Genomic DNA, 25,649 nt, shown 5'->3' with positions numbered 1-25,649 from the left:
CTTGTTCCATTTTTCATTCTGATTTCTAATTATAGAACGGATGTAGCTATTTTTGAATCTTACCTCAGCGAGCTATTTCGGATAATACGAAAAACACGACTAACCATGAATGGTCAGTCGTGTTCAAATCAATCATTCAGTATATTATGAAAGCATGCCACTATTACCAATTTAGCTACTCGTTCAACGCGGTTTTGATCAGGGCGTTTACCCGTGAATTGAACAACAGACCGATATGGGATACAAGGGAAACAGAAATGTTGTTCGCCCCGTTCAACCGGGACAGTGCCGGGGACACGATCGTATCACTGGTGGAATAGATCGAAGTCACCTTTATTCCACTCGGAGCTGTAGTAGTGGTCAATCGATTAGCCCCTCCCAGGGTAATTAATTTGTCCACTTTGGAAGCGCCGTCACGATTAATTATGTAATACAGACTATTTGCTCCGCCCATGCTATGCGCTACAATGTTAACTTTTGTGTGACCTGTTTGTTGCAGTACATCATCTACAAAACGACTGATGGCTGCGGAGTTCAATAATTGGTTTCCTTGTTTGCTAGGGAGGTCAATCGCGAATAGTTCATCTCTCGTCCACCCTTGGCTACGCAAATAACTCTCAATCGCTGTAAAATTGCTATCTGAACCGGTCAGTCCGTGTACCAATACAATGGGTGTACGTGCAGTAGCTGCAGAAGCCTTTGAACTTGAGCCCATCCCAGGTACCGATATGGCGAGAATCATGCTCATGAATACAACAAGTATTAATTTAGTCTTTTTCACTTCATTCACTCTCCTGTAAAATGATTTATATTCCATATATTACAAGCTAACATATGGAATATAAATGAACCTTTAGTCTCATTTTTACAGGATTATCCAAACGCACTACAACGATTTGATTCCATTTTATCCAGATCTAATTCTCAGCCTTTTATTTATCCTTCAACAATATCTGCACGCAGATCCGTTGCAATCTCCATCATTTTGGGGACAATTGCCTCGTTAGAAATAGCCACATAGATATCGCCCATGTACAAACGAAAAGCAATCTGTGTTCCCTCAAGATCCCACATAAAAAAATCCCCATCGATGGACATGGTGCTCTCTGCTCCGACAATATGAAGAACCGGTGAATAGGTAAATTCGGGCTTCGATTCAAAGTAAAGTTTGCACTCTTCCAGGGAGATGGATTGTTCCGCATTGTTATCTTGTATGGACCGGGTAATTCGAAAACGCTGATTCATTGAGATGCCTCCACCAATTTATATATTTTTCATGTTCTACAGCACTATATTTTCTCATTTCCATCTTCCACTGTCAAAACCATACATGCTCAATTCTTCGAATTCATATATACTGAATACAGTGCACAACGAATTTCTACAATCAGGAGGAGTCATATCAATATGTTAAAAACAGAATTCATTGATGTACTATCTATAGTCTCACATAAATTATATGATTCGGCTGCTAATGTTATGGACACGGCAAGCAGGTTAATTCCAGCAAATACGTTTTGTATTGCCCAGTTGGATCACCTGTCCACCAAAGTTCTGAACGTATATAATCGTGACAAACTAATTCTGGGTGAGGGACTAGTCGTTGAAAACGCCGAGTCATACTGTGCGCTTGTGACAGAACATATCCAAGGCCCGTTGGTGATAAATAATAATCTTACTCATCCTTTAACCAAACATATGGATGCTACAGAATTCGTAGGCGGTTGTTCATTTGTAGGGGTACCTATACATAATGAGAACGGAGAGATTTACGGCTCCCTCTGCTCATTTGATCAGGATTTCTATTCCTATCAGCAAAGAGACGTGGATCTGCTTCTCTCCTTGTCTTCATTCTTCACAAGTCTTCTTGAGATGGAAACGACGCTACAGCAGTTAAAACAAGCGGAAGAAACCGCTGCAAAAGTACTTGAAGAAAAGAACAATTTGTTGGCAGTGCTCAGCCACGAAATCCGTACACCAATGAATGGTGTTCTTGCGATGGCCAATCTGTTACAATCTACCCGGCTAAATGACGACCAGTCGTTATATGTTAATGTCATTGAGTCTAGTGGCACAAGTCTTCTATCGATGATGGATCAGATTCTCGATTATTCGAAAGCTGAGGCTGGTGCGATCTCTTTGGAGATCAATCCCTATAGTGTCACTGAAACAGTAGATCATGTATTACAATTATTCTCTTCTGAAGCACAGAAAAAAGGAATTCGTTTGTACGCAGAATACAACATCAATGATCATGTGATGCTAATGGGCGATCAACACAAAGTTCGTCAGATTCTAATTAATCTCGTTGGGAATGCGCTTAAATTCACGGAGAAAGGTGAAGTATGTATCTCTGCTCAAGTATCTGCTGATAAAAAAGGGCTTCTGCATGCAACCTACGAAATACAGGATACGGGCATCGGCATCCCACAGGATTGTCAGGATCTGTTGTTCAAATCCTACTCTCAGATTCATGGTAATTCAGGGAAGTATGGCGGAACGGGATTGGGCCTGTCCATCTGTAAACAGCTTGCTGAATTTATGGGTGGCGTGGTATGGCTTAAAGATTCCAGTGATTTGGGCAGTCAGTTTGTCTTTAATATTTCCAGCATTGCCCCACCGTCCATGCGAATATCCCGATGAGGAATATATTATTCTATCTGGAACAGATAGGAGGTATATTCATTGACGCAATTTCTAGATGCACGGACATCACAGAATGCCGCCTTGTTTAATTCCATTTCCATACCGATTCCAGTGATCCTTACACCAGAATTATTTGGCCAGATTGGTCTCATAACTGCTGGAGCCGGAACCAATCTAAGAGTTTCATTAAAAGGAACCATCACGGTGCAATTGCCGCGTGCACTTTTTGTAGTGAGGATTACTGTTGTACGAGGTACAATCGCAACCGATCCAATCGTGTACTCGGGAAACCACACCTATGGTCTAGATGGTCTGCTTAACCCAGAGGTGATTGTCTTCGCTACCACTGACTATAACCCCCCGCTCATGCCCCAATTAACCTACACCGCGTTTATCAGTACAAACCTGCTCGGTACAACACGGGTCGGACCTGAGAATTTCGAAGGATTTGTTGTTTCAGATTAAAAACACGTATAACCCCATGCCTCTAAGCTTTTTCCCATTAGAGGTATGGGGTTATTTAGGCCCCTCTCTTTCAATTGAAAACTGGTTTTTTGTTCTTTCTTCTGCAGTTTTCGGACTCTTATATTGGAACGATATGAAAATTTTGTTATGCTACATATGCTAGATTACTAGATTTTGTTATCAAATATGATTCTATTATTATGTAAGAAGTAGGAGGAAACAAACGATGCTTATTAAACGTGCAGGAAAAATTGCTGCGGTTACGGTGATTGCTCTCTCTATCATCGGGAGTACCCCAAATATCGGTGGAGCCTATGCTGCCCCAGCCATCTCGGTTCAATTGGATGATGTCCCCCTGAAATTTGATGCAGCTCCTCGTATTGAGAAAGGTGTCACGTACGTTCCGTTTAGAACGGTTGGAGAAGCCCTTGGTATCGATATTACCTGGAATAGCAAATCACAAACTGTAAAAGCGACGCAAATTGTGAAAGGACAAGCAACAGAAGTACTGCTTCAAGTGGGTAGTACTACAGCGACCGTAAACGGGAAGAAGGTTACTCTTCCTGCAGCACCCGTTCAGCGGGAGGGACGCGTGCTCATTCCACTAAGTTCATTCAGTAACCAATTCGGTGTACAAGTAAGCTGGAATCAGGCAACCAAGACGGTCTCCCTCGTATCTCCACAACGCGAGATGCACCTGAGGGCCTTCTATGCATTACAATCCTTTCAAGAAAAGGATCTTATTCCTTCCATGAATTCTGTAGCATTTGGTTGGAGCCGCATTGATCGCGAAGGTCAGTTTACACTTCAGGGGGATGAGTACCGTCTTCCTGCTGCTTCGGGTGATATTACGCCGCAGTCCATCGTTGCTGACGCGGCAGATCAGCAGATCCAACCGCAGCTTATGGTATATGCCTTGGATGGAAACGGCGAACTGACCAAAGTATTGAGTAACGCTGAGTTGCGGCAAAAATCAATTGAAGGCATAAGTGCTGCTGTCACAGAGCATGGTTTTGGCGGAGTTGTTCTGGATTTTGAAGGACTCGGTTTTAAACTGGATGCAGTAGAACAACAGAAGCTGCTCAATGCTTACGTGAAGCAATTAAAGAGTTCCTTGTCCCAGGATACATCCTTATCACTAGCGGTCCCACCTCTAAATAGTGCTTATAAGGGTTATGATTACAAGACACTTGCCTCTATTGCAGATGATCTTATTATTATGGCCTATCAGTATAATCCGGTTGGCACCAAATCTCAGGTACCTGAGCCAAATAGTCTTGTAAATCAGGCGATTCAATTAGCTATAGAGGCCGGTGTTCCGAAGAGTAAACTTCTGCTCGGGATCAGTTTAAGCAGTGAAACGCCCTCCTCGGTAGATGACAAGCTCGGTCTTGCCAAACGTTATGACCTCAAAGGAGCCGCGTTCTGGCGTCTGGGTCTGTTCCGTTCCTACAATACAAAAATGGAAGATGCCGTGAACGCTTCAGTAATCAAAGAATAGACATCTTTGAGCTGATGCAGCTCACTTCAAACAACAGAAGGACCTCATCTATGGTACGTAAAGACGTGGTCCTTCTGTTTCCATATTTTCACTTCATTAATTTATCCACGCTTCCGAATACAAGCTTCATAACCTGAGTAGGACCAGGAAAACGGGGCTGAAAGAGAAGGATGATCCCAATAATGGTCGCCACTGCAGTAATCCCCGCACTCACTATTCTGGCTCGCTTCTCTTTGCTACTCTTCCACTCTCCATACATTATCGCAGCCGCCAGCATCAAAATTCCAAGGATTGAGCCTATTTTCATACAATCACCTCATTCTCTATAACAGGAGCGATCTCTGTTCAATTTTCGTCCTCATCAGGAATCCCCTGCGGGCCTGTAGATTTCCCGGTACGTACTACATGTGCATCCACTTTGACTTCCACGTCCAATTCAGGATAGATGGTTTCCCAGTTCTTCTCCTGCTTCTTCCATTGGTTCGGATAATATCTGCGGAATTCAACAGCAAATTTGAAGAAATCGGTACGCAACTCCTTCTGGGCCATCTCTAAAGCATCATGAGCCAGTGTTGTAAGCTTAGCTGACCATTCCTGTTCCAATTTAGATAACACAGCGGGATCAGTCAGATCGGCCTCCGTCGTATTTAACACCACTTCTCCCCGGGTTTGGATGTCGACCTTCATACTCCACTGTTGATTTACAATCCGAGGTTTCAAGACCGTTTGGATTTCAATGGGTTGGATCGAAAAAGAACCTTTTAACGGCTTAAATTCAACAGGCATGATAATGTTGTTCAGTTCTTTTGCAAGTAATAGTACACCTACGCTTAGTGGTTCTTTGACCGTCTTGACGTAGCGATCCTCCTTATACAAGCTCAAACCTTTTACATATGGGGTGGTTGTCAGTTTATCCTGATCGGGCTCCGGGGGTAAGATTAACATGCGAGACAAGATGACCGAGCTGCCTGGACCTTCGATCGATTTACCTAGTTCAAGAGCGGTAATCCGTGTACCCAGTTTCAGATTGGCCATCTCACGCAGCGATTCTGCAGAACTTCGCTCCAGAGGATCAAGCAAGGCAAGGATATCTTTTGCCGCCCTTTCGCTGGAAAAGACATATGCATGCTCCCTAAACTGGGGATAACGCAGGAAGAAATCGATGTACTCGCGGATACCGCGTTTACCGGCTTGCTCACTAATGATGATGACTTCGCAGTGGCCCCAGAACATATTCCGGGGAACCTTACGTTGTAACCGATTCAATGCCTCAGCAATTGTAAGTCCTTCCGCTGTTCGAATCATCGTAACCCCGCTTGGACTGCCTCCGCTCCCACTGCTATCTCCTGCACTGGCCTTTCGCGGAATGAAAATCTGTGAAGTCAGTTGCACTTTGCCATCTTCGTAATCTATACCTGTAGCCAGCACAATAGCCAAATCGTTAATCTCAATGCGATCCCAGCATCCACTTAAAAGTACACAACACAATATTGGCATTAGTAGTACTCTATATATTCGCAAGTGCTCCTCCCCCATCAATCAGGTGTTCGCTTGATTCTTTCGAAAATGTGCCCACCCTTTCTTCAGCCATGCGACACCGTAGATCATAGCCGGAAGGATTAATAAAATGCTGATCGTATACAAATTAGCTGAAGGGCCAATCAGACTGGATGTACCTGATCCGCCGGACACAACCCAGTAGGCATAAACCATGCATAGAAACGAAAGCGGCACAACGACGGGTTTGTAATCCTTCAAACCGAACCATTCTGCTGTGGATGTCGCAAAAATATAAAGAAAAACAGAAATCTTGACGAAGATTCCAAAAATCCAAACCGCAATAATCAGGGATTCAATATGTTGCAGAAAGTCTGCAATGGTTATGTATCTTGCGGCAATCATAACCGGATATACAAAGCTATCCGTCAGATCTCCAATTAAAAAAAGGCAAAACAGATTGATTACCGTCATTGCGGTTGTCGTTAGTATAAGGGAACCCAACATAACTCGTGTTGTGCGTTTTCTACGATTGACATAAGGAAGCAAGAAGGCAATTACGATGTATTCACTAAACCATGCAGCAGGAGCAAGGGCTCCTTTAATGCTAGGTAGCGGTCCGTTCTCCATGAAAGGGAATAATTCCGCTGGAGTCAGTTCCCCGATCAATAGAATGAAGATTAGACTAAGCAACACGATAAGCAGGGTCACAAAGATTTGAGAAGTGCGTCCAACTACTTCGATTCCTAGTCTGACATTCAGCGCACACACCGCAACCATCGTCCCCATTACAACGAATAGCGGAGTCCGCGGAAGTGCATTGTTAACGATGAATTCACCGTACGTCCGTATAATCAAGCCCGTCAAATGGGGCAAAAAAATGATATACACCAATCCTATTAATTTTCCAGAGATACGTCCCGCAATCGATACACTCGATTGAATGAGCGTTTTTCCGGGGTACAGGCGATCCAATCCGATAGAGATCGCTACCGCTGCAAAACCAATAAGGGAGCCTATAATTGGAGAGAGCCACATGTCATGACCTGCATAATGCATAGTAATTCCAGGAACAGACAAGATGGCTGTTGCGAGAATGGCAGGAAAGATCATGAATGCCAATTGAGTCTCTGATATTTTTCCTTTGTCAGTTAACATGTGTAATCCCTCTCCCTTGATTGCTTGAGTATGAATTGTTCTAATCCGGTTTGTTCCTTGGTGCTGGACGCCACCATACATCCTTGAGTTCCTTGCTCATCGTAGGGGCTACTGGTGACAGATAAGGTGTTCCGAATGAACGAAGACTGCTCAGATGAATGACAACCAGGATGACTCCCAACATGACACCTGTGAGTCCCAGCGTTCCCGCCAGAAACATCATAGGAAAACGCAGTAATCGGGTCGCGATGCTGGCAGCGTAACGAGGGATCATGAAAGAAGCGATACCGGTTATCGCAACAATGATAATCATGGGGGCTGACACAATTCCGGCACTCGTCGCCGCTTGACCAATAATTAAAGCTCCCACGATACTGACTGCAGATCCGACCTGCTTCGGCAATCGGACGCCCGCCTCCCGCAGTGCTTCAAAGGCGATTTCCATAATGAGCGCTTCCACCAGTGCAGGAAAAGGGATCTCTTCTCTCGCCCGCGCAATACTGAGAAGCAATACGGTCGGAATCATCTCCTGATGAAACGTCGTAATTGCTACATAAGCGGATGGGAGCAGCATGGATAACACAAAAAAAATGTATCGCAGCCAGCGTACAAAAACACTCATAAACACATTTTGATAATAATCTTCGGGGGATTGTAACATGGAAAAGATGGTCACTGGCGCAATAAGAGTGAAAGGCGTTCCGTCCACAAAAATAGCAAAGCGACCTTCCAGCAAGTTGGAAGCGACAACATCCGGACGCTCCGTCGCAATCATCTGTGGAAATGGGGAGTACCGCTGATCGACAATGCCTTCTTCAATGTACTGACTCTCCAGTACGTCACGAAGTTTTAAATCCGAAAGTCGTGTCTTCACTTCCTTTACCAGCTTGGGGTCGATAATTCCCTCCATGTATACAAGTGAAATACTGGTGTTGGTACGATCTCCCATATTACGTGTATGAAGCTTCAATGCAGGTGTCTTAAGACGTTTGCGCAGAAGAGATACATTCATCGTTAACGATTCTGTGAATCCATCCCGTGCACCGCGCACGGTCGATTCAGCTAACGGTTCCTCGGTTGAACGATTTTCAGCTTTGTATAGAGGGTATGTAGTTCCAATCATTGAACCTTCCAGTAGTAACAAAGCTTCCCCCTCTAATATCGCCTGCACCGCCTGAGTAGTTGTTTCAACACTTTTAACTGAAGCCAGGGGAACCTGCGCAGCTTCAATCCCCATTTCCTGAAGGGGGGTTAGAACTTGTCTCTCCAGCCGCTCTGTATCGCATAAACCCACACAATATACACATAGTGCTGAAGTATGGCATGCGGTTTGGAATGTATGAAACATAACATCCGAGCAACCTGCAAAAACGGAGCTTAACATTTCCTGATCAATAGCAAGATGTCCGGTTAACGGCAGGTTCTGTTGTGTTATCTGTGATGTGTCCATACCGCCCTCCCCTTTCTGCGCATGCTCGTCCAGATATTCTCAGTTAAAGGTATCCTTTACTTATACGTTGGTATATATACGCAAAATATTGAATCGCAAAAGAGCCGCCCTCTTGAGCGACCCTGATGATATAGAATGCTGTTCATGCCTATGAATACGGATATCTTCTCTTTGCTATACCCTATTTTCTAATTATCACTATCCTTTTACAGCACCCAAAGCAACACTTCCGATAATCTGTTTGGAAAACACAGAGAATACAACAATAATAGGCAGGATTGAGATTGCTACACCCAAGTATAAGAGCCCATAATCCATCCCATAGTAACCCTGCACTAACGCAACTAGTACTGGAAGGGGGTATTTATCCAGGGAGAAAAACAGTACAAGCGGTGTTAGAAAATTATTCCACGACCCAATAAACGTGAAGATGCCAAGGGCGGAGATGGCCGGCCCCAGAATAGGCAATACAATCTGATTGAACGTCCGGAACTCACCGGCACTGTCCACACGTGCAGATTCAATAATCTCATCCGGGATACTGCTCTCCATGAACTGTTTGATAAAGAATACATTAAACGCGTTAGCCGCAGCCGGCAAAATAATCGCGGCATAGCTGTCCAGAAGCCCCAACATACTGAATAGGCGATATACCCCAATCAGGGCCAGCTGACCCGGCACCATCATGGTTGCTAACAGAAACAGGAACAACCAGTTGCGCCCTTTGAATTTGAATTTGGCAAAACCGTATGCGGTCAAAGCACCAATATACAGAGATAATACAGTTGATGATCCTGCAATGAAAATACTGTTGGCAAACCCACGCCAAATGTTAATTTTGGATACCATGTTCATATAATTATCCACCAAAAACGATCCGGGAAGAAAGGTGAATGTTGAAGCAATCGTTGCATTGTTATGTGTTGAATAGATGAGCATCAGATAAAATGGAATAATGCACAGCACGGCAAGACCAATCAATAACAGATAGATGATGATCTTGCCTGCCGTCAGTCGCCTTGTGGTGGCATATTGCTGAATCGCTGCATTTGGTTGTTCAACTGATTTTGCAGTTTGCATGAGAACTCCCCTCCCTATGAACGGCTCTTCCGCTTGGTCATGATGAAGGATGCAACGGACAACAGTATGATGATAATAAACAGACAAAATGCGATTGCAGCGCCGTACCCAAAACGAGTGCTCTGAAATGCGACATTATAGAGATACATAATGCTTGTCATGGCTGCACGGTCAGGACCACCATTGCCATTGGTTAATGTAAATGGTTGATCAAAAATCTGAATGCCACCAATAATGGAGGTAATCATCTGAAACAGAATAATTGGACGGAGCATTGGCACGATAATATGAATGAAAATATGTTTCTTTTTCGCTCCATCCATCTGCGCAGCCTCCAATAACGACGGGTCTATCCCCTGGAGACCTGCGAGGTAGATGACCATGGAATAGCCAAAGTATTGGAAAAAGAGAATCGAGGACACAATCAGACGCATAAACCAGGGATCATTTTTCCAGTTAATTGGATCTTGTATGATGCCAGTTTGCACCAAAAAATGATTAAGTCCTCCGGATTGCCAGTCAAAGATCAGGCTGACAAGTAACCCGAGTGATGCAGCCGTTACAATATTCGGGAAAAAGTATACGGCTCTGAAAAAATCCCGTCCTCTGAGCAGCTTATCATTCAGGATAAAGGCCAACACCAGGGAAATCGTCAGCTGCGGAACGACAGATACGCCCCAGATGAATAATGTATTAAACAAGGTTTTGTAGAACAACGGATCTTGTAGTACAGCCACGTAGTTACCGATTCCTACAAAGTCAGGCGTCGTGATGCCATCAAAGTTGGTGAAACTGATATAGAGCGAATATAAAATGGGATAAAGCCCAAAAATGGTGAAAATAATAAAGAACGGAGCAATGAAATAGTAGCCGTAATGGTCCTTGCGAATCGTTTTGGCAAACATGTTCTATCCCCCCAGTTATCATCGGATGTGTGATGTGTATAACCATCGCTTACTTCGAGGGCGTGTCTGAAAACTCCGAAGAAGGTTATCAGACCGTCCTAAGCTATTCCACTTCCAGCTCCGGAAATCTCAAGGTGACATCACGTTTGATTCGCTTTACGACTTCTTCCTTGGTCTGAATGTCCTTATTGAGATACAACTGGAGTACATTCTTGTAGATATCGTTGTTAATAATCGCATCATATTTGGTGCGTTCGTATACAGGAACCCGTTTCGCAGCCTCTGAGAAAAATTCGAAATGCTTCTGTCCTCCCAAATAGGACGATGAGAGAGACGGAGCAAGTTCATCATTCACAACCATGTTGCTCGTGAAATAATCCTGCTCTTTCGCGAGCTCCGACAGAAAATCATGGTTAAAGTTATAGAACTCGATAAACTTCCAGGCGAGATCTTTTTTGTCACTTTTACTATACATCCCTATATAAGTTCCGCCTGCACTAAACGCTGACGGTCCCTGCGCCAATCCCCACAAGCCTTCGGTATCCGGGGCATTTGCCTTGAACGTAAATTGCAGGGCCCAGGTTGCCCCGGGATAGAACATGACCTCTCCTTTTTGCATGGATGCAGCGTAACCGGCACTTCCATCATCATACTCGGCAAGTACTTTCCGCTCACGTGCTTCACGTACAAGATCGAGTACTTTCAAGTAGGTTGGGTCGATGACAAGTTTGCCTTCCTTCACCCAAGGTATACCATCATATGAATTCGATATCGCATTCCAATTCGCCAATGCATGTACTTTATTCCCGCTAAGTTGCTGCACCTTCTCTCCAATCTCGAAAATCTTCTCCCATGTATCGATCTGTGAACCCACCTTCTCAGGGTCATCGGTACCCAAGTATTCCTTTGCCAAATCCCGACGGTAATAGATGCCCCCTGGTGTTCCCTGGTAACCTATCGCTCTGACATTTCCTTCACTGTCCTTTTCATTGGCCTGCACAAAAGCATATTGTTCCTGAATAAGTTCATTGGCGTTATACGGCGAAGCTGATAGATTCTCCAGATATGGAACGTCAATCAGTTCTCGAATATTCGCATTTTCAATCATAAATACATCCGGAGCCTTCGAGGTCGTCTGTAGCGCAGATTTCAGCTTGGTGATATAGAAATTACCGGGGATGTTGACAAAGTTCACTTTGATGTCAGGATATTGCTGTTCGAATTTCTCGATGGCATATCCTGCTTCATCCGTAAAACTCCACACGGTAATCTCCTGTTGCTTGCTTTGATTGGATGGACTGAACTGACAACCAGCTAACAACAGTGCTGCACATACAAATACAATTGTTGGCTTAAACCACTTCTTCATAGGCCCCCTCCTTCAAAAAGGAAACGCTTACAATTTATTAGAGTATATTGATTTTGGAGAGGGCTTTCTCCACAAATATTGTGCATTACCCTCCATATTTTGTGATATTCGTACGATGTTTTTTACGAAATTCGGAGGGTGTGCAGTCATTATATTTTTTAAAAAGACGGTTATAGGAGTTTACATTGTTGAACCCATGCCCGATCGCAATCTCCAGAATGGTATCCTGACGGAACAATAAGGCCCACTCTGATTTGATAATTCGAAAATGATTCAAGTATTCCATCAGTGTTACGCCCTTGATCTCTTTGAACAGCTTGCAGACATGGAACTTGCTGAACTTAATATGTTCCGCCACCTGTTCCAGCTTGATTGGTTCAGCATAGTGCTCCTCCAGATATTCACAAACTGATTCAAGGAATTCAAATTTTTTGGAGGAAGTACAGGGCCATCCTGAAGATGTTGATTCATCGGTGGTAACCGGTACAATTGTACGTAGTAAAAGTATGATGAGATCATATAATCTGGATACCATTAACCATCGATATCCCGGCTTCTGGTTTTTCTTCTCGGTAATGATGACATCTATATAATGAGCCAGTTTGCTCTGACTTCCCGTGTTCGAGGGAATAACTGTTGTTTTGTTAAAAAGTTGTCCGAGATCCTGAATTTCAGCTTCGGTCGTGAAACTTCCCGTTAACAATTCGAGTCGGAACAAAATAATGGTTAGCTGTTCAGTCCCTGGAAAAAAACAGTGCACATCCCCTGGTTTGATCAGCAGCACATCCCCTTTTTCCAACTCACAAACGTGGTCGTTCACGCCAATTCTGGCGCTCTTACCATTGACAAGAATCAGTTCAACCTCATCATGCCAGTGTGCGGCATAATTGAATTGATTTCCTGTGTGAATTACCCGAATGGGAAAACCTTCCTGCATATGACCTGTCTCCAGAAACGTAGGTACGCCCATCGTATCACCCTCCATTTATTTCCAAAGCAAAAAAACTCCTCGTCTTTATATTATGCATTCATGGCTACTCTCCTTTCTTTTTAAGTATTTAAAATTCTATAGAATGAAAAAAACTCCTCAACTCAGGTTGAGGAGCCGAACAGAATCGCGTTCCACGCATTGGATGTCCAGTGTATACAACGTCTCAACTACCTCTCCATTCAGCAATTGAAAGAGAACATGACCTGCAAGCTGACCTGCATCCCTCTTTGGCTGACGAAAGGTGGTTAGTGGTGGATTCATGTACTGTGATGCAGGTATATTGTCAAAGCCGATCACGGATAACTGCTCGGGAATTGAAATATCATGCTCTCTGAAGGCTTCCATGCCGCCGATCGCCATTTCATCATTTGCAAAGAAAACCGCGGAGGGCAACTCTCCTTCAAGCAGTTTCTTGGCTGCAACGTAGCCATCTTGCTTCATGTATTGTCCGCCAATTTTCCACTCGGGATTCTCTTCAATGCCTGCCTCCTTCAAGGCTTTCAAATAACCCTGATAACGATGGAGATTACATTCCGATTGTGACGGACCACTGATATAAGCTATTGTCCGGTGGCCTTTATCGATCAGATAACGGGTTGCCAGGTATCCGCCTTGCGTATCACTCATCAAAACCTTTACAATATGTTGAGCATCCAGATCCCGATCCATGACAACAATTGGAAATCCGGCTTCAGATGCTTCAATCAGCAATTGATCTTGAATATTCTGAGCGATAACAATAGCTCCATCAATTCTTCTTTCTCGGATGTAACGATGGGCTGTTGATTTCTCTCCACCCAACGAACTACATACGATCATATCGTATCCATGACTCATGACGACAGTTTCTATTCCGTTCACCAAATCCGAGAAATACGGACTGGACATGTCATGGACAATAATACCAATGGTTTGTGTACTATTTCGTTTTAATTCAGATGCAGGACCATGCCTAACGTAATTAAGTTGGCTCGCTGCCTCAAGTACTCGGAGTCTTGTTGGCTCACTTACATTGCCTTTATCGTTGAGTACACAAGATACGGTTGAACTGGCTACTCCCGCCATCTTGGCTACATCTTTAATCGTTATCATCATATATACTCCTCAAAGACAGTTTCATCTGTTTATTTCATTATGTCGGTAACACAGCATAACACCGGCGTGTTCACTAGCATTTTAACACGTCAGTCCAGTCATGTCTCTTTCCAAGACATCGACTACGAAAAACATATTAAAGAAACCGAGGTGCCTTCATGAGATTCAGTGAATATGTAATAGGTCAGCGCTACGAAACCACATCCTTGGCATTGTCCAAGAACGATATTATGGAGTTTGCCACGATCTATGATCCACAGTACATGCATTTGGATGAGGAGAAAGCCAAGCAAGGCCGCTTTGGCAGTATCATTGCTTCTGGCATGCAAACGATGAATATCTCCTTTAAATTATGGATTGAGGTCGGGGTCTATGGAGAACATGTCGTGGCGGGAACCGGAATGAATAACATTCAATTTCTGAAGCCGGTCTTTCCGGATGATGAACTTCATGTCATTGCAGAAGTTATTGGACTAACGCCCCGACGAAAAGGTAATGGGATTGTTACCGTGCTGCTGAGTACTTTTAATCAGAAGAATCAAAAGGTTTTTCAGGCAGAATTAAGTGCATTAATTGATAATTAAGGGCTGTGAAAGGCCAAAAAGAAGCCGCCCATTGGCGACTTCTCATGGATTATTGTATTTTACTTTTTATGCAATATTAAGCGTTGTAGCCCTTCAATACCTGACCCAAAATATCTACACCCTTGATAATCTGTTCGTCTGACGGGGTTGAGAAATTAAGTCTGATGGCATTACAAGGGTCTTGCTCGTTCACCAGAAATGCATTTCCCGGTACAACCGCAACCCCTTGAGCTGCCGCTGTCTTGGCATAATCAAGCATCGGCACATGTGCTGGCAGGTCACACCAGAGGAACAGTCCACCATCCGGTTGAGTGTAGTTAACGGACTCACCCATATGCTCTTGCAGCTTGTCCATCATCAATGTAGCTTTTCTCCGATATACCTCACGAATGCTGTTAATGTGCCCCGCGTAATCATATTCTGTCATGAACTTGTATGCCAGAATCTGTGGAAGCATGGCGGTATGTACGTCTTCTCCCTGTTTGGCAACAACCATCTTCTCCACCACTTCATGTGGCGCTTGTACAAAACCGACACGTAGTCCCGCCGACAAAATTTTGGAGAATGATCCAACATAGATGACCAGACCCTCATCATCCATAGACTTGATGGTTGGCACATCGTCTCCGTTGAATCGAAGTTCTCCGTACGGATTATCTTCCAAAATCATAACGCCATACTTCTTAGCCAGCTCGTATATAGCCTTACGTTTAGCTAGACTTGTCGTTACACCAGTAGGATTCTGAAAACTTGGGATCACATAGATCATTTTCACATTGGGCTCCGTTTGCAGCGCCTGTTCCAGCTTCTCGATATCCATACCGTCCATCTCCATCGGAACACCCGCAAGCTTCGCACCGGATGCCCGGAAGGAGTTGAGTGAACCAATAAAGCTCGGACTCTCACAGATAATCGTGTCCCCTTCATTACAGAACACTTTACAGGCAAGCTCAATCCCCTGCTGCGCTCCAGATACAATGAACAATTGATCGGATGGCTTACCCGTATCAAAACCTGTCTTCAAATGTTGCGTTAATGCTTCCCTGAGGGGAACATATCCTTCTGTAATTCCATATTGCAGAGCCGTGACCGGGTCTTGCTCCAGAATGGTTTGGGTGAACGTGCGAATCGCCTCAATAGGAAAGGTTTCCGGTGCGGGGTTTCCCGCAGAGAATGGAATCACATTTTGCCCCGAGGAAGCTTTCAGAATCTCGCGAATAATGGATGGTTGCAGTGCTGCGATACGATTGGAAAATGAATAGTTCATCTTAAATAGTGCCTCCCGACATTTCATCTGACTTAGTTCTCTATCGTTACATTAGATTCTATTATACGAGCATTTGCCGAATTTCCAAACTGTCTCCACAAAATTATATGTATACACCAAAAAAGAGGCCGCCGTCAGCAACCTCTTTCGCGAGCAAAGTTTCAATGAATTAGCGCGCTGCGTTCATCTCGGATAACCGTGTGGCCTTCACGACATAAGCAGCTAAACCGGGGATCATCCGAGCCAGACCAGGATAGAATTTATTGGTTTTCGCAAAAGCCAGCTTTTGAATTCTTCTTGCGCGTCTGAGCAATTGGGTGAATTCACGGCTTGCTTCCAGCGTGTAATTACTCTGCCAATCGGCATGTTCAATGTCGCCTTGGAGGTACTTGTCGGTCCACCTTGCACACAGGAGTGAGGAGCGAAGGGCAATGGACATCCCGTCTCCACATAAAGGCGGGATCATCAGCATGGCATCTCCAATATGCGGATATTGAGACCAAGGTTCAGGAACATTGGACAAATGCAGAGGAGCAATCGACACTTGCGTTCCGTCTACAGGTTTTCCTTCGGCTAAACGGGCTGCCAAACTCACGTTCTTAAGGGATGCAGCCTGTAAAATATCGTTTACAGACTTGCCACTTCCCTGGACGGTATCCAGTGTCAACAATGCAGCGACATTCACATTGCCATTTTCAATTGGAGAAATCCCCACATAACCACCCTCGCAAAAATATAACTCGACCCGTGCAGGAATCTCAATTCCGCTGAAGTGGGATTTAACCCCAACATATACGGTTTGGTCTCGCAGATCAGGTGCGGAAGCCATCCCACGCGGCTTCTTGGTACCATGTGCTCCGATGACGGCTTTGGCTCTGTAGCTCATCCGCTCATCTCCCTGTTTCACCTGAACCTCATAACTGGCATCCTCAAGCTGCTCAATACTCGTTACGGTCGCTTTGGTAACAATCTGGGCTCCGGCCGCCAGAGCCTTCTGATGCAAAATCTGGTCCAGCTCATATCGACTTATGCCATATGCAAATCCCGGCAGTGGTGCTTCGATCACTCCACCTTGTGGCATAACGATTTTGGCATGATCCATGGTACTGGGTTTCTTCGTCTGGTCCAGAAGGTGAATGTCCAGAACCTCCAGCATTTCCTTGGTTTCGGGTGACATGAACTCACCACAGGTTTTGTGTCGAGGGAACTCTTGGCGATCCAGCAAAAGGGTTCGATGACCTTTTCCTGCCAGTTGCATTGCACACGTACTACCGGCAATCCCGGCTCCGATGACAATCACATCTATCGAATTCGTCACGTCAGATCACCTGCCCTTTGTGGGAATAACAACAGAGTAACGGAACAAAGGCTTCCATTCATAAGTCATCGTATCATGATTTAGCCGTTGTTTAAGTTCCTTCCAATCCCTGCCTGTAAAGCCTTTGGCTACGGACAGAGGGCCATCATGACGAATGTACCGATTGCGCGAGATCATTCGTGTTGTAATCCAGACGGCTTTATAGGACACGGAATGGCGGTGAATATCGTTAATGACGACACCATATCTCGATGCTCGCAGCATATGAGAAACCATATCAACCAACTGATCTCCGTCAAAATGATGCACAAACTGGGAACCTGTCACAATATCTGCTGAAGCATCGGGCAGTTGTGTAAGATCGGCACGTTGTACCCTGACTCGGGGTTCGTCACGGAATAGTTGTCTTGCTTCCTCACACGCCTCTTCCGTCAGATCAACCAGCGTAATTTCCAGCTGAATGCCCTGACGGTCTGCCCATTGCAGCAGTTTCTGGTTCACATCCCCTGAACCTGCCCCCACATCCAGTAGGGTCAGCTTATTCGGCTTACCGACAGATTTCCATAACTTCTCTACACCAGCAAGCGTTGGGCCGGGTGCTGCGAATATTTTGTTAAGACGTCTCAGATGTCTGAGTGCTTCACGCAGCTCCTCCCCTCCCATAGAGAAGTCATCCATCAGTTCCTCTTCCTTGGCCCGCATGGACAATGTTCTAAAGAAGGACATGATCGTGCTCCTCCATCACTGAAGAGAATGAGGGTACATAAGTGAATTTCATCAACTCCGCAGTAAGTCCCGGTCCAAATGCCATGGCTACACCATCTGTGGAGGATTGACCCTGTACCTTCATGTCCTCACGCATCGCATTCAGTACAAACAGGATCGTGTTGGAAGACAGGTTACCATACGTTCTAAGGATCTGCCTGCTGTACTTTGTTTGTTCATCTCTTAACTTCATTACATTCTGCACAGTGTCCACAATCCCGCGTCCTCCCGGATGAATGGCCCACAGCTCAGGAAGCTCCTCACTTTGCAATAAGAGACGCAATTCCTCTTCTAAATGAACACCAAGCATCTTCGGAATACGAGGGGATAGATACAGGTCATACCCCAGGTTCCCCACCTCCCAGGTCATATCTTCAGTTGAATCCGGAAGAAGCACAGAATAGCCCGTTCCTAGACTCAGAACATTCTTGTGCTGAGGTTCTGGTGTGCCCACTATACAAGAAGAAGCTGCGTCTCCGAAGAATGAAGCTGCAAACAGCGCTTCCCGATCTTGCACCGGCTGAAAATGAATTGTACACAACTCTACACAGACAACAAGTACCTGTGATCCTGGAGCACCCTGCACGACATCTCGTGCCATCTGAATGGCTTTCAACCCTGCGGCACAGCCCTGAAAGATCAACGGCAGTCGGTTAACACGGTCAGACAGTCCCAAGTGACGGATGAGCATAACATCAAGACCTGGTAGATATTGACCGGTGCAACTGACGGTGATGATATGCGTGATGCTCTTGGGAGATACACCTGAATCCGAGAGGGCTTTCTCTGCCGCCTCGATTCCGAGCGGAAGCGCCTCTCGCTTGTAAGTATTCATTCTTTCTTCAGTTGTCGGGATGTCAGATCTCTCACCAGAGGGCAGATAACGGCATTCTTCCAGTGAGCCCAGATAACTCGGTTCTACGGTATATCGAGTTTCAACACCACAGGACTTGAATATTCGCCTGGCAAACCGGGCCAAATCCGGCCGATCCTGAAGAGAAGAAGCAATTAGTTCCGCAATATCTGACTGCGCTACGGGGTGAGCAGGGAGAGCCGTTCCCATGCCAAGAATGGCGATATCGGATGGACTGTTGTATTGGTTCATAATAAACCTCCTGGTATTGGTTATTATTTCCTCTAATTAACACTCTTACCCTTAACGATATCGTTATAATCTCAAGACGGCTCCTAATCCAGTTTATTAACACATCTGCAAGATCAGAAGCTTGGTTTCACCAAGCAATTGAGCAATCACGCCAATGAACTCAAAAAAGCCGCCATTAGGCGACTTTAAGATAACTTTTATACAACTTGCTCAAATGATATCTAACCACTTACCAGTTCTTTCTACACGTCGCTCTAATGTACTTTATTTGGAAAATGCTTCTCTGATCTTGTCACTCATCCGATACCAAGCATCCTCAGCCATCTGAAGATCGCCAAAATGTGTAAATCCATGAGCAGCTCCCTTATACTCCTTATGGGTCACCTTCACACCGCTTTCTTCCAGCCTTGCTGCGTATGTTCTTGCTTCTTGTGCCAGTGAATCTTTCTCCGCCGTAATGATTAACGCTTCCGGGAGACCCTGCAATGATGTCGCAAGCACAGGCGACGCTAACGGATCATGCGCATCTTGTGGCGTTTCAAGGTACATCGCGTTGAACGTTCTGGCGATATCAGCAGGAATGGCTACTTCATAACTCGGTTTCTCGGCCGGATCTGTAGCTATATCCAACACGGCATAATCGATAACCTGAAGTACAATCGGCAGCTCGCTACCACGTTGCTGATTCAGCAAACACACTGCTGCTGCAAGATTCCCCCCAGCACTATGCCCACCAATGGCGAATAGAGATGGGTTCACCGAGAAGGATTCCGGATTGTCGTGGACCCACTTTACAACGTCATAACATTCATGGACTGCGGTTGGAAATTTGTGCTCTGGTGCAAGACGGTAATCGATATTCACGACCACACAATCAGCACGATCAGCGATCAGACGACACCATGGATCATCCATCTCTGCTTGTCCGAGGATGAAACCACCCCCATGCATATTGAAGAAAACCGGCAGAGGTGCGGAATGATCCCGATTCGGTGTATACACAAGTACACTCGCATCACCTTTCGTCGTAGGAATCATAACTTCTTCTACGGTGACGGTATACGTGGAGCTGGGTTGAAGAGCTGCATCTGTACCGACGACATTTTGACGCATTTGTTGTACCATGGCCAGTTGTTGCTGTTGATCCATAGATATCACTCCTTATTTGCATTAAGAATGAATCCGACAATCGGAAATTTGAATCATTCATTCTCCAATGAATTCAAGACAGTGATGTAATTTTCCTCCCCCACTGTCGTTGCCAGTCCACCTTCCGTTGTGACAGCATGTTCATGCGAGATATCAAGCTCCCCTAGTTTCTCACTGTTCGTTGGATGCGCTCTCCTGCTCCATACTTGACTGTTTTGTCTTGTGGAACATCATCCAGACCCCCATCAGACAAAATAAAACGCTGCACCCCATGCCAAACACGCTGCTGGTTTTTAAAGCGAGAGGTGAGGCTTGCATGGTAAGTAGTGTCGCTTGTGTCACGACGATGGATACCATGGCATCGGTGAAGTTAATCATTTTCAATGTAGATATAATTGGGTTATGTAGATGACGATTAGCCCAGGTACCATACACGGCAAAAGCAAGTTTGGTAAAAGCGACTATAGCTACGATATATACAATAAGTCCGCTATATATGAAGGCATCACCGATCAGATACATTCGCAGACAGACGATCGAATAGGATACGCCCAGAAAACATAGAAAAAGACCTCCGCGTTTATACACCGCAAGCTCCAAAGAATATCTTTCTTGGGGAGACACCATACCTTTGGCAACTTTATATTGATGAAGCACCTGGCCTTTGGCTATACACAGAATCAAATAATACACTGCATTTGTGATGAACCATCCGGAAAGGAGATATATCCCCAAGACTAGCTTGCCTATCCCAATCCAGGCATTGATAACAAGGGATGCAACGTTGAACAAGGCCGTTCGATCTTGCTTATTTCCAAGATAACGGTCCCATATGGGCTTCAAGTATGTCTTCATTTTCATAAGATATTCATTCTACTTAGCGAGCAGACCATCGGCATTGATATGAGCGAAATGCCTCACGATTCGGCCAAAGATTCCCGAACCCTTTTCGGAAGGGATTGGATAACCATTTCATACGAGTGATCGATCATGACGTAGACATCCTCATCTGACAAGGAGCCATCCAGCGTAATGGTATTCCAGTGTTTTTTGTTCATATGATATCCTGGTTGAACCGCTTCATGCTGCTCTCTCAGATTCTCTGCAATAATCGGGTCACATTTTAAGTTCAAGCGACAGTTTTTTTCTTTATTTTCAAAAATAAGCGCGAACATCTTACCCGCGACCTTAATCGCGACTGGATCAGGTCCAAATGGATATTCCTTGGTCGCACCTTTCTTGTTCAAACTGTATTTAATTATCGTATCCTTCAAGTCAGTACCTCCCTTTCACCAGTGGACAATATAATGATATCGAATGTAAGTTCGTATGTAAATAAGCTCTCTGTACATACATAATAAAACCTCCTCCATATGAATGAAGAAGGTTTTATCTGCGTTTATTTAGGTCTTAATTGGCTCTATCATTCCTTGTTTTGCTGCTGCGGCTGAATGAACCATTATTTGATTTACTGCTACTACTGTTCGATCGACTGCTACTGCTGTTAGATCGATTGCTATTGGATCTACCGTCGTTAGAACGGCTACTCGTTGTTTTGCCACTCTTGGCAAACCACTCGGATTTGGGCTTGCGTGCCGGGTTAGCCTTGGATTTGGCTGGTTTGCCCGCAGCTGATTTGTTGAACGCGGGTTTACTGCCCGATGGTTTGCTGGTTTTCTCAAACACAGGAACACCTGTCATCGGATATGGATGACCTTTAACTTCAGGAATCGTCTTCTTGATTACTTTCTCAATATCCTTCAGGAATGGAAGTTCATCCTTCTCACAGAATGAGATGGCCATCCCGCTTTTCCCTGCTCGACCTGTACGTCCAATACGGTGAACATACGTTTCCGGAATGTTAGGCAGGTTAAAGTTAATGACATGTGACAGTTCCTCCACATCAATTCCTCTTGCTGCGATATCCGTCGCCACCAGTACTCGCGTAGCCCCACTCTTGAAATTGTTCAGTGCCCGCTGGCGCTCGTTCTGAGACTTGTTGCCATGAATGGCTTGTGCCGTAACATTCACTTTGGCCAAATCACGTGTAACCCGGTCAGCGCCGCGCTTCGTGCGTGTGAACACCAATGCCGTGACGATGGATTTATCCTCCAGGATCTGATTCAACATCTGCTGCTTTTTGCCATTCTCCAGCAAATATATAGACTGCTCAATGCGGTCTACTGTTGAAGATACGGGTGTGATTTCGACTTTGACTGGATCAACCAGCAGGGTTTTAACCATCTTGGTGATTTCAGGAGGCATGGTAGCTGAGAAGAACAGCGTTTGCTTCTTGTTCGGCATCTTGGCGATAATTCTTTTTACATCATGAATAAAGCCCATGTCCAACATCCGGTCTGCTTCATCCAGAACGAGAATCTCAACCATCTTCAGATCAATACGTTTCTGGTTAATCAGATCGTTCAATCTGCCAGGTGTTGCGATAATAATATCTGCACCTTGATTCAGCGCCCGCTCTTGCACTTTTTGCGAAACACCACCAACGATAGCCGTACAACGGATGTCCGTATACCGACTATATACTTTGATATTATCGGCGATCTGAATTGCCAGCTCTCTAGTTGGTGTCAAAATCAATGAACGAATATGTCGAGCGGACTTTGATCCTTGTCCTTTGGATCTTTCGCTTAATAATTGAATGATCGGCACCGAAAATGCTGCCGTCTTGCCTGTTCCGGTCTGTGCACATCCCAGCAAGTCTCTGCCAGCCAATACAGCTGGAATGGCCTGTTCCTGGATAGGCGTAGGATTAGTATAGTTTGCTTTGCTTAACCCTTCCATAATAGAGGGAATAATATTTAGGTCCTTAAATGTCATGTTATCTCCTTCATTTACGCACATCTATCAATAAGACGCATCTTTTATTTCACACGTAACGTATAAGGATAACATTAAAAACGCAATCTGTACATTATCTTTTTAATTCCACTTATTTAACTAACCAATTTAAGACCGACTGCCGATCCGAGCACCATAGCGATAAACAGAATTCTTAGGGCATTTCGGGGTTCTCCGTAAAACACCATGCCCAGAATGGCACCGCCGGAGGCTCCGATTCCCGTCCATACCGCATATGCTGTCCCCATCGGAAGAGTTTCCATTGCAAGGGACAGGAACATAAAACTTAAACCAAACCCGGCTACCAATAGAACGAGTGAAATTAAATTACGGTCTTTGTGCAACTTGTTTATCATCAGCACGCCGATCATCTCAAATACCCCTGCCAAGATAAGAAACACCCAGTTCATTATAGCTGCACCTCCTTGTTCTTCTCTTTACTCAGCATTTTAAGACCAATTACGCCGAGTAAAAGTGTACCAATGAGTATCATTTTTCCGGTTTGCACATTTGCATTAAACAAAAGAATCTCTGCAAGCACCGTTCCAGCGGTACCTAGGCCAACGAATACTGCGTATACGGTTCCCACGGGCAAGGTACGCGAAGCTGCAATCATTAAGCTGAAGCTGATCATAATCGCAACCAGTGTAAGACTCCATTCCAGCAACCCGCTGGCATGTTTTAATCCAATGACCCAACCCACTTCGAACAACGCAGCAATCACAACCGACATCCAATTTTTATTCATACCTGAAACACTCCTTCTCTACTACATTTTTTGTACAACCTGTATGGGTTCATTAGCGAAAAACAAAAAAAGCCCGGGAAACAAACTGCATATCGCAGTTCATCTCCCAGGCTTTTATCCCTCCGTGGCACAACCAACAGGTTGCGGGTTTTCTCTCGGACCAGACCGACACATCCATCGCGGAACCCTAGAAAACCTGTTTGTATTCTAATGTGTCTCCAATTATACACACTTCCACTATCTTGGCAACCCCGTTAATGTGATCATGCCATTTATTTGATAATCAAACCCATTAATCCTACAAATGTGGCGGCTTGATGTGGTGAAATCACACAACCGTTGAGGTCTTCCATGGTTAACACCAAGGAGTCAAATTGGCAATCGCGAAGATCCAAATCTTTCATTTTGGTCCCCGTTAAGGAAGCTTGGTCGATATTACATTGAGTGAACTCCATCTTCTGAAGAGCCAGATAGGCAAAGTCCGCACCAATCAAGGTACATTCCGAGAAGGAGACCTGTTTCAGATGGGCAAAACGGAAATTGCTGTAATCCCCTAGACCATGAAAAAAACTGACATTTTGCAAGCGACTATTGGAAAAATCCGTTCCAACAAACTTGCAGTTATGCCATTCGATTCGGTGCATGAAGGCACCAGAGAGATTGACATTGGAGAAGTCGCAGTGTTCGAACCGGACATCCGTGAATTCGAATTGTTCCAAGGCAGACTCCGAGATCGTCACATGTCTAAATACAACATTTTCAAAGGAAACCTTACTCGCTTCCTGTTGATCCAGAGTCATGTTCTCAATCAGTTTGTGTTTATACTCCACTTTGGATTCGAGAAAACCTATCGTTTCCGGTTCAAGCAACTGCTCCTGAAGCTTGGGTTTGTCCATTTTCATACCGCATTCCCCGATTCCTTCATAGCTACCACTCGCAGTCGGCTTCTGTCCAAATACCATTGTCCATCCCGCATCAGTTGTGGCTGTACTTTTTTCTCTACAGCCTCCATAATAACATCCTGTTCCGCAGGTGCGATACCACTGAATAAATACTCTGCAAAGCTGTCCAACCACTTTCTGGCTCCTGGCTTGAACGGAGTAAATTGGTCAACATGCTGGGCCAGACTAACTCGAAATCCGTTTTGCTCCAGAAGATTAGTATATTCGCCAATGGTAGGGTGATACCATGGATTCCGGCCTTCCCATCTGTATCCACGGGCATGCAGTTCTTCCCGTACCGCTGCTATTAAAATAGCCGTATTGCCACTTCCGGCAAACTCTGCCACAAATCGTCCGCCCGTCTTAAGCGCTAAGTATATGGATTGCACTACAGCTGGGGCATCCTTTATCCAATGCAGAACGGCATGAGAGAAGACCGCATCAAACGGCTCTTCAGACCGATAATGACAGGCATTAGCGACTTGAATATTCATATCAGGATATTTCTGTTTAGCTTGCCTAATTGTCTCCTTCGAAAAATCAATGCCTGTTGTCAGCGCTCCTGCGGCTGCAATTTTGGCTGTCAGATCCCCATTCCCGCAACCCACATCAAGGATTCGTTCTCCATGGGACGGCTGGAGCAAGGTTAAGATCGGTGTTTCCTGTAACGCTGTAAAAGGAGCAGAATGACCACTCCACGATTCGTTCGTTTGACCGGATAAATGTCCGTTATTCATAGAATACAATCTCCACCTC

The 25,649-nt window shown here is 44.9% G+C and carries 27 protein-coding genes and 1 riboswitch; of the genes, 4 read left to right on the top strand and 23 right to left on the bottom strand.

Features of this window, described 5'->3' with window-relative positions; all coding sequences use genetic code 11:
* Positions 1–175 precede the first annotated feature (175 nt).
* Entirely contained in the window at positions 176–748 is a 573-nt protein-coding gene (locus NLBNIHML_RS01265) for an alpha/beta fold hydrolase (protein ID WP_339243063.1), read from the bottom strand.
* A gap of 188 nt (positions 749–936) precedes the next feature.
* Complete coding sequence (locus NLBNIHML_RS01260) at positions 937–1,245, bottom strand: hypothetical protein (RefSeq protein WP_339242523.1); 309 nt, start codon at positions 1,243–1,245, stop codon at positions 937–939.
* 162 nt (positions 1,246–1,407) lie between these two features.
* On the opposite strand from NLBNIHML_RS01260, the gene NLBNIHML_RS01255 reads away from it, so the two are divergent.
* The 3 genes from NLBNIHML_RS01255 to NLBNIHML_RS01245 all read left to right on the top strand — a co-directional run bounded on the left by NLBNIHML_RS01255 (position 1,408) and on the right by NLBNIHML_RS01245 (position 4,612).
* A complete protein-coding gene (locus NLBNIHML_RS01255) occupies positions 1,408–2,643 on the top strand; it encodes a GAF domain-containing sensor histidine kinase (protein ID WP_339242521.1) in 1,236 nt (411 codons plus the stop codon).
* Positions 2,644–2,685: 42 nt separating this feature from the next.
* The gene (locus tag NLBNIHML_RS01250) at positions 2,686–3,111 is read left to right on the top strand and encodes a hypothetical protein (RefSeq protein ID WP_339242519.1); all 426 of its coding nucleotides are present in this window, start codon (positions 2,686–2,688) and stop codon (positions 3,109–3,111) included.
* Positions 3,112–3,337: 226 nt separating this feature from the next.
* Positions 3,338–4,612, top strand: a complete 1,275-nt coding sequence (locus NLBNIHML_RS01245; protein ID WP_339261049.1) for a stalk domain-containing protein — start codon at positions 3,338–3,340, stop codon at positions 4,610–4,612.
* Between the two features lie 88 nt (positions 4,613–4,700).
* Here NLBNIHML_RS01245 and NLBNIHML_RS01240 read toward each other — a convergent pair whose 3' ends face one another.
* The 9 genes from NLBNIHML_RS01240 to NLBNIHML_RS01200 all read right to left on the bottom strand — a co-directional run bounded on the left by NLBNIHML_RS01240 (position 4,701) and on the right by NLBNIHML_RS01200 (position 14,157).
* Entirely contained in the window at positions 4,701–4,919 is a 219-nt protein-coding gene (locus tag NLBNIHML_RS01240; RefSeq protein WP_339261047.1) for a hypothetical protein, read from the bottom strand.
* Between the two features lie 38 nt (positions 4,920–4,957).
* Complete coding sequence (locus NLBNIHML_RS01235) at positions 4,958–6,133, bottom strand: Ger(x)C family spore germination protein (protein ID WP_339242515.1); 1,176 nt, start codon at positions 6,131–6,133, stop codon at positions 4,958–4,960.
* 18 nt (positions 6,134–6,151) lie between these two features.
* Positions 6,152–7,267 carry a GerAB/ArcD/ProY family transporter gene (locus NLBNIHML_RS01230; protein ID WP_339261045.1) on the bottom strand — a complete coding sequence of 372 codons (1,116 nt, stop codon included), beginning with the start codon at positions 7,265–7,267 and terminating at the stop codon, positions 6,152–6,154.
* 40 nt (positions 7,268–7,307) lie between these two features.
* A complete protein-coding gene (locus NLBNIHML_RS01225; RefSeq protein WP_339242512.1) occupies positions 7,308–8,717 on the bottom strand; it encodes a spore germination protein in 1,410 nt (469 codons plus the stop codon).
* A 198-nt stretch (positions 8,718–8,915) separates the two neighbouring features.
* Complete coding sequence (locus tag NLBNIHML_RS01220; RefSeq protein ID WP_091016464.1) at positions 8,916–9,797, bottom strand: carbohydrate ABC transporter permease; 882 nt, start codon at positions 9,795–9,797, stop codon at positions 8,916–8,918.
* A 14-nt stretch (positions 9,798–9,811) separates the two neighbouring features.
* Positions 9,812–10,702, bottom strand: coding sequence for a carbohydrate ABC transporter permease (locus NLBNIHML_RS01215; RefSeq protein WP_339242510.1), 891 nt, complete (start codon positions 10,700–10,702; stop codon positions 9,812–9,814).
* 103 nt (positions 10,703–10,805) lie between these two features.
* The gene (locus tag NLBNIHML_RS01210; RefSeq protein ID WP_339242508.1) at positions 10,806–12,071 is read right to left on the bottom strand and encodes an ABC transporter substrate-binding protein; all 1,266 of its coding nucleotides are present in this window, start codon (positions 12,069–12,071) and stop codon (positions 10,806–10,808) included.
* Positions 12,072–12,156: 85 nt separating this feature from the next.
* The gene (locus NLBNIHML_RS01205) at positions 12,157–13,041 is read right to left on the bottom strand and encodes an AraC family transcriptional regulator (RefSeq protein ID WP_339242507.1); all 885 of its coding nucleotides are present in this window, start codon (positions 13,039–13,041) and stop codon (positions 12,157–12,159) included.
* 117 nt (positions 13,042–13,158) lie between these two features.
* Positions 13,159–14,157, bottom strand: a complete 999-nt coding sequence (locus NLBNIHML_RS01200) for a LacI family DNA-binding transcriptional regulator (protein ID WP_339261043.1) — start codon at positions 14,155–14,157, stop codon at positions 13,159–13,161.
* A gap of 158 nt (positions 14,158–14,315) precedes the next feature.
* Here NLBNIHML_RS01200 and NLBNIHML_RS01195 point away from each other — a divergent pair, with 158 nt between their 5' ends.
* Positions 14,316–14,741, top strand: coding sequence for a MaoC family dehydratase (locus tag NLBNIHML_RS01195; RefSeq protein ID WP_339242503.1), 426 nt, complete (start codon positions 14,316–14,318; stop codon positions 14,739–14,741).
* A gap of 76 nt (positions 14,742–14,817) precedes the next feature.
* Here the strand turns inward: NLBNIHML_RS01195 and NLBNIHML_RS01190 are convergent, their stop codons facing one another.
* The 12 genes from NLBNIHML_RS01190 to NLBNIHML_RS01135 all read right to left on the bottom strand — a co-directional run bounded on the left by NLBNIHML_RS01190 (position 14,818) and on the right by NLBNIHML_RS01135 (position 25,630).
* Positions 14,818–16,008: an aminotransferase-like domain-containing protein gene (locus NLBNIHML_RS01190; protein ID WP_339242501.1), complete on the bottom strand. Its 1,191-nt coding sequence runs from the start codon at positions 16,006–16,008 to the stop codon at positions 14,818–14,820.
* Positions 16,009–16,177: 169 nt separating this feature from the next.
* The gene (locus NLBNIHML_RS01185; protein WP_494353564.1) at positions 16,178–17,326 is read right to left on the bottom strand and encodes an NAD(P)/FAD-dependent oxidoreductase; all 1,149 of its coding nucleotides are present in this window, start codon (positions 17,324–17,326) and stop codon (positions 16,178–16,180) included.
* Between the two features lie 6 nt (positions 17,327–17,332).
* Positions 17,333–18,052: an SAM-dependent methyltransferase gene (locus tag NLBNIHML_RS01180; RefSeq protein ID WP_494353563.1), complete on the bottom strand. Its 720-nt coding sequence runs from the start codon at positions 18,050–18,052 to the stop codon at positions 17,333–17,335.
* Positions 18,039–19,196 (bottom strand): type III polyketide synthase, encoded by a 1,158-nt coding sequence (locus tag NLBNIHML_RS01175; protein WP_494353562.1) that lies wholly within the window; start codon positions 19,194–19,196, stop codon positions 18,039–18,041. The genes NLBNIHML_RS01180 and NLBNIHML_RS01175 overlap by 14 nt, the downstream gene beginning before the upstream one ends.
* Before the next feature lie 264 nt (positions 19,197–19,460).
* The gene (locus tag NLBNIHML_RS01170; RefSeq protein WP_494353561.1) at positions 19,461–20,345 is read right to left on the bottom strand and encodes an alpha/beta hydrolase; all 885 of its coding nucleotides are present in this window, start codon (positions 20,343–20,345) and stop codon (positions 19,461–19,463) included.
* A gap of 171 nt (positions 20,346–20,516) precedes the next feature.
* The gene (locus tag NLBNIHML_RS01165; protein ID WP_339261034.1) at positions 20,517–21,206 is read right to left on the bottom strand and encodes a hypothetical protein; all 690 of its coding nucleotides are present in this window, start codon (positions 21,204–21,206) and stop codon (positions 20,517–20,519) included.
* A gap of 56 nt (positions 21,207–21,262) precedes the next feature.
* Complete coding sequence (locus tag NLBNIHML_RS01160) at positions 21,263–21,619, bottom strand: MmcQ/YjbR family DNA-binding protein (RefSeq protein ID WP_494353560.1); 357 nt, start codon at positions 21,617–21,619, stop codon at positions 21,263–21,265.
* 136 nt (positions 21,620–21,755) lie between these two features.
* A complete protein-coding gene (locus tag NLBNIHML_RS01155; protein ID WP_339302557.1) occupies positions 21,756–23,183 on the bottom strand; it encodes a DEAD/DEAH box helicase in 1,428 nt (475 codons plus the stop codon).
* Positions 23,184–23,299: 116 nt separating this feature from the next.
* The gene (locus tag NLBNIHML_RS01150) at positions 23,300–23,614 is read right to left on the bottom strand and encodes a DMT family transporter (protein WP_339242483.1); all 315 of its coding nucleotides are present in this window, start codon (positions 23,612–23,614) and stop codon (positions 23,300–23,302) included.
* On the bottom strand, positions 23,614–23,952 hold the full coding sequence (locus NLBNIHML_RS01145) for a DMT family transporter (RefSeq protein ID WP_339242481.1): 339 nt from the start codon (positions 23,950–23,952) through the stop codon (positions 23,614–23,616). The genes NLBNIHML_RS01150 and NLBNIHML_RS01145 overlap by 1 nt, the downstream gene beginning before the upstream one ends.
* Before the next feature lie 101 nt (positions 23,953–24,053).
* Positions 24,054–24,154: riboswitch (guanidine-I (ykkC/yxkD leader) on the bottom strand.
* Between the two features lie 70 nt (positions 24,155–24,224).
* Positions 24,225–24,854, bottom strand: coding sequence for a pentapeptide repeat-containing protein (locus tag NLBNIHML_RS01140; RefSeq protein ID WP_494353559.1), 630 nt, complete (start codon positions 24,852–24,854; stop codon positions 24,225–24,227).
* Positions 24,851–25,630: a class I SAM-dependent methyltransferase gene (locus NLBNIHML_RS01135; protein WP_494353558.1), complete on the bottom strand. Its 780-nt coding sequence runs from the start codon at positions 25,628–25,630 to the stop codon at positions 24,851–24,853. The genes NLBNIHML_RS01140 and NLBNIHML_RS01135 overlap by 4 nt, the downstream gene beginning before the upstream one ends.
* Positions 25,631–25,649: the final 19 nt, after the last annotated feature.

This window comes from Paenibacillus sp. JNU01 (assembly GCF_059130585.1).
Note: the sequence above shows the minus strand (reverse complement) of the source record. Positions and strands in the feature narration are given on the sequence as shown.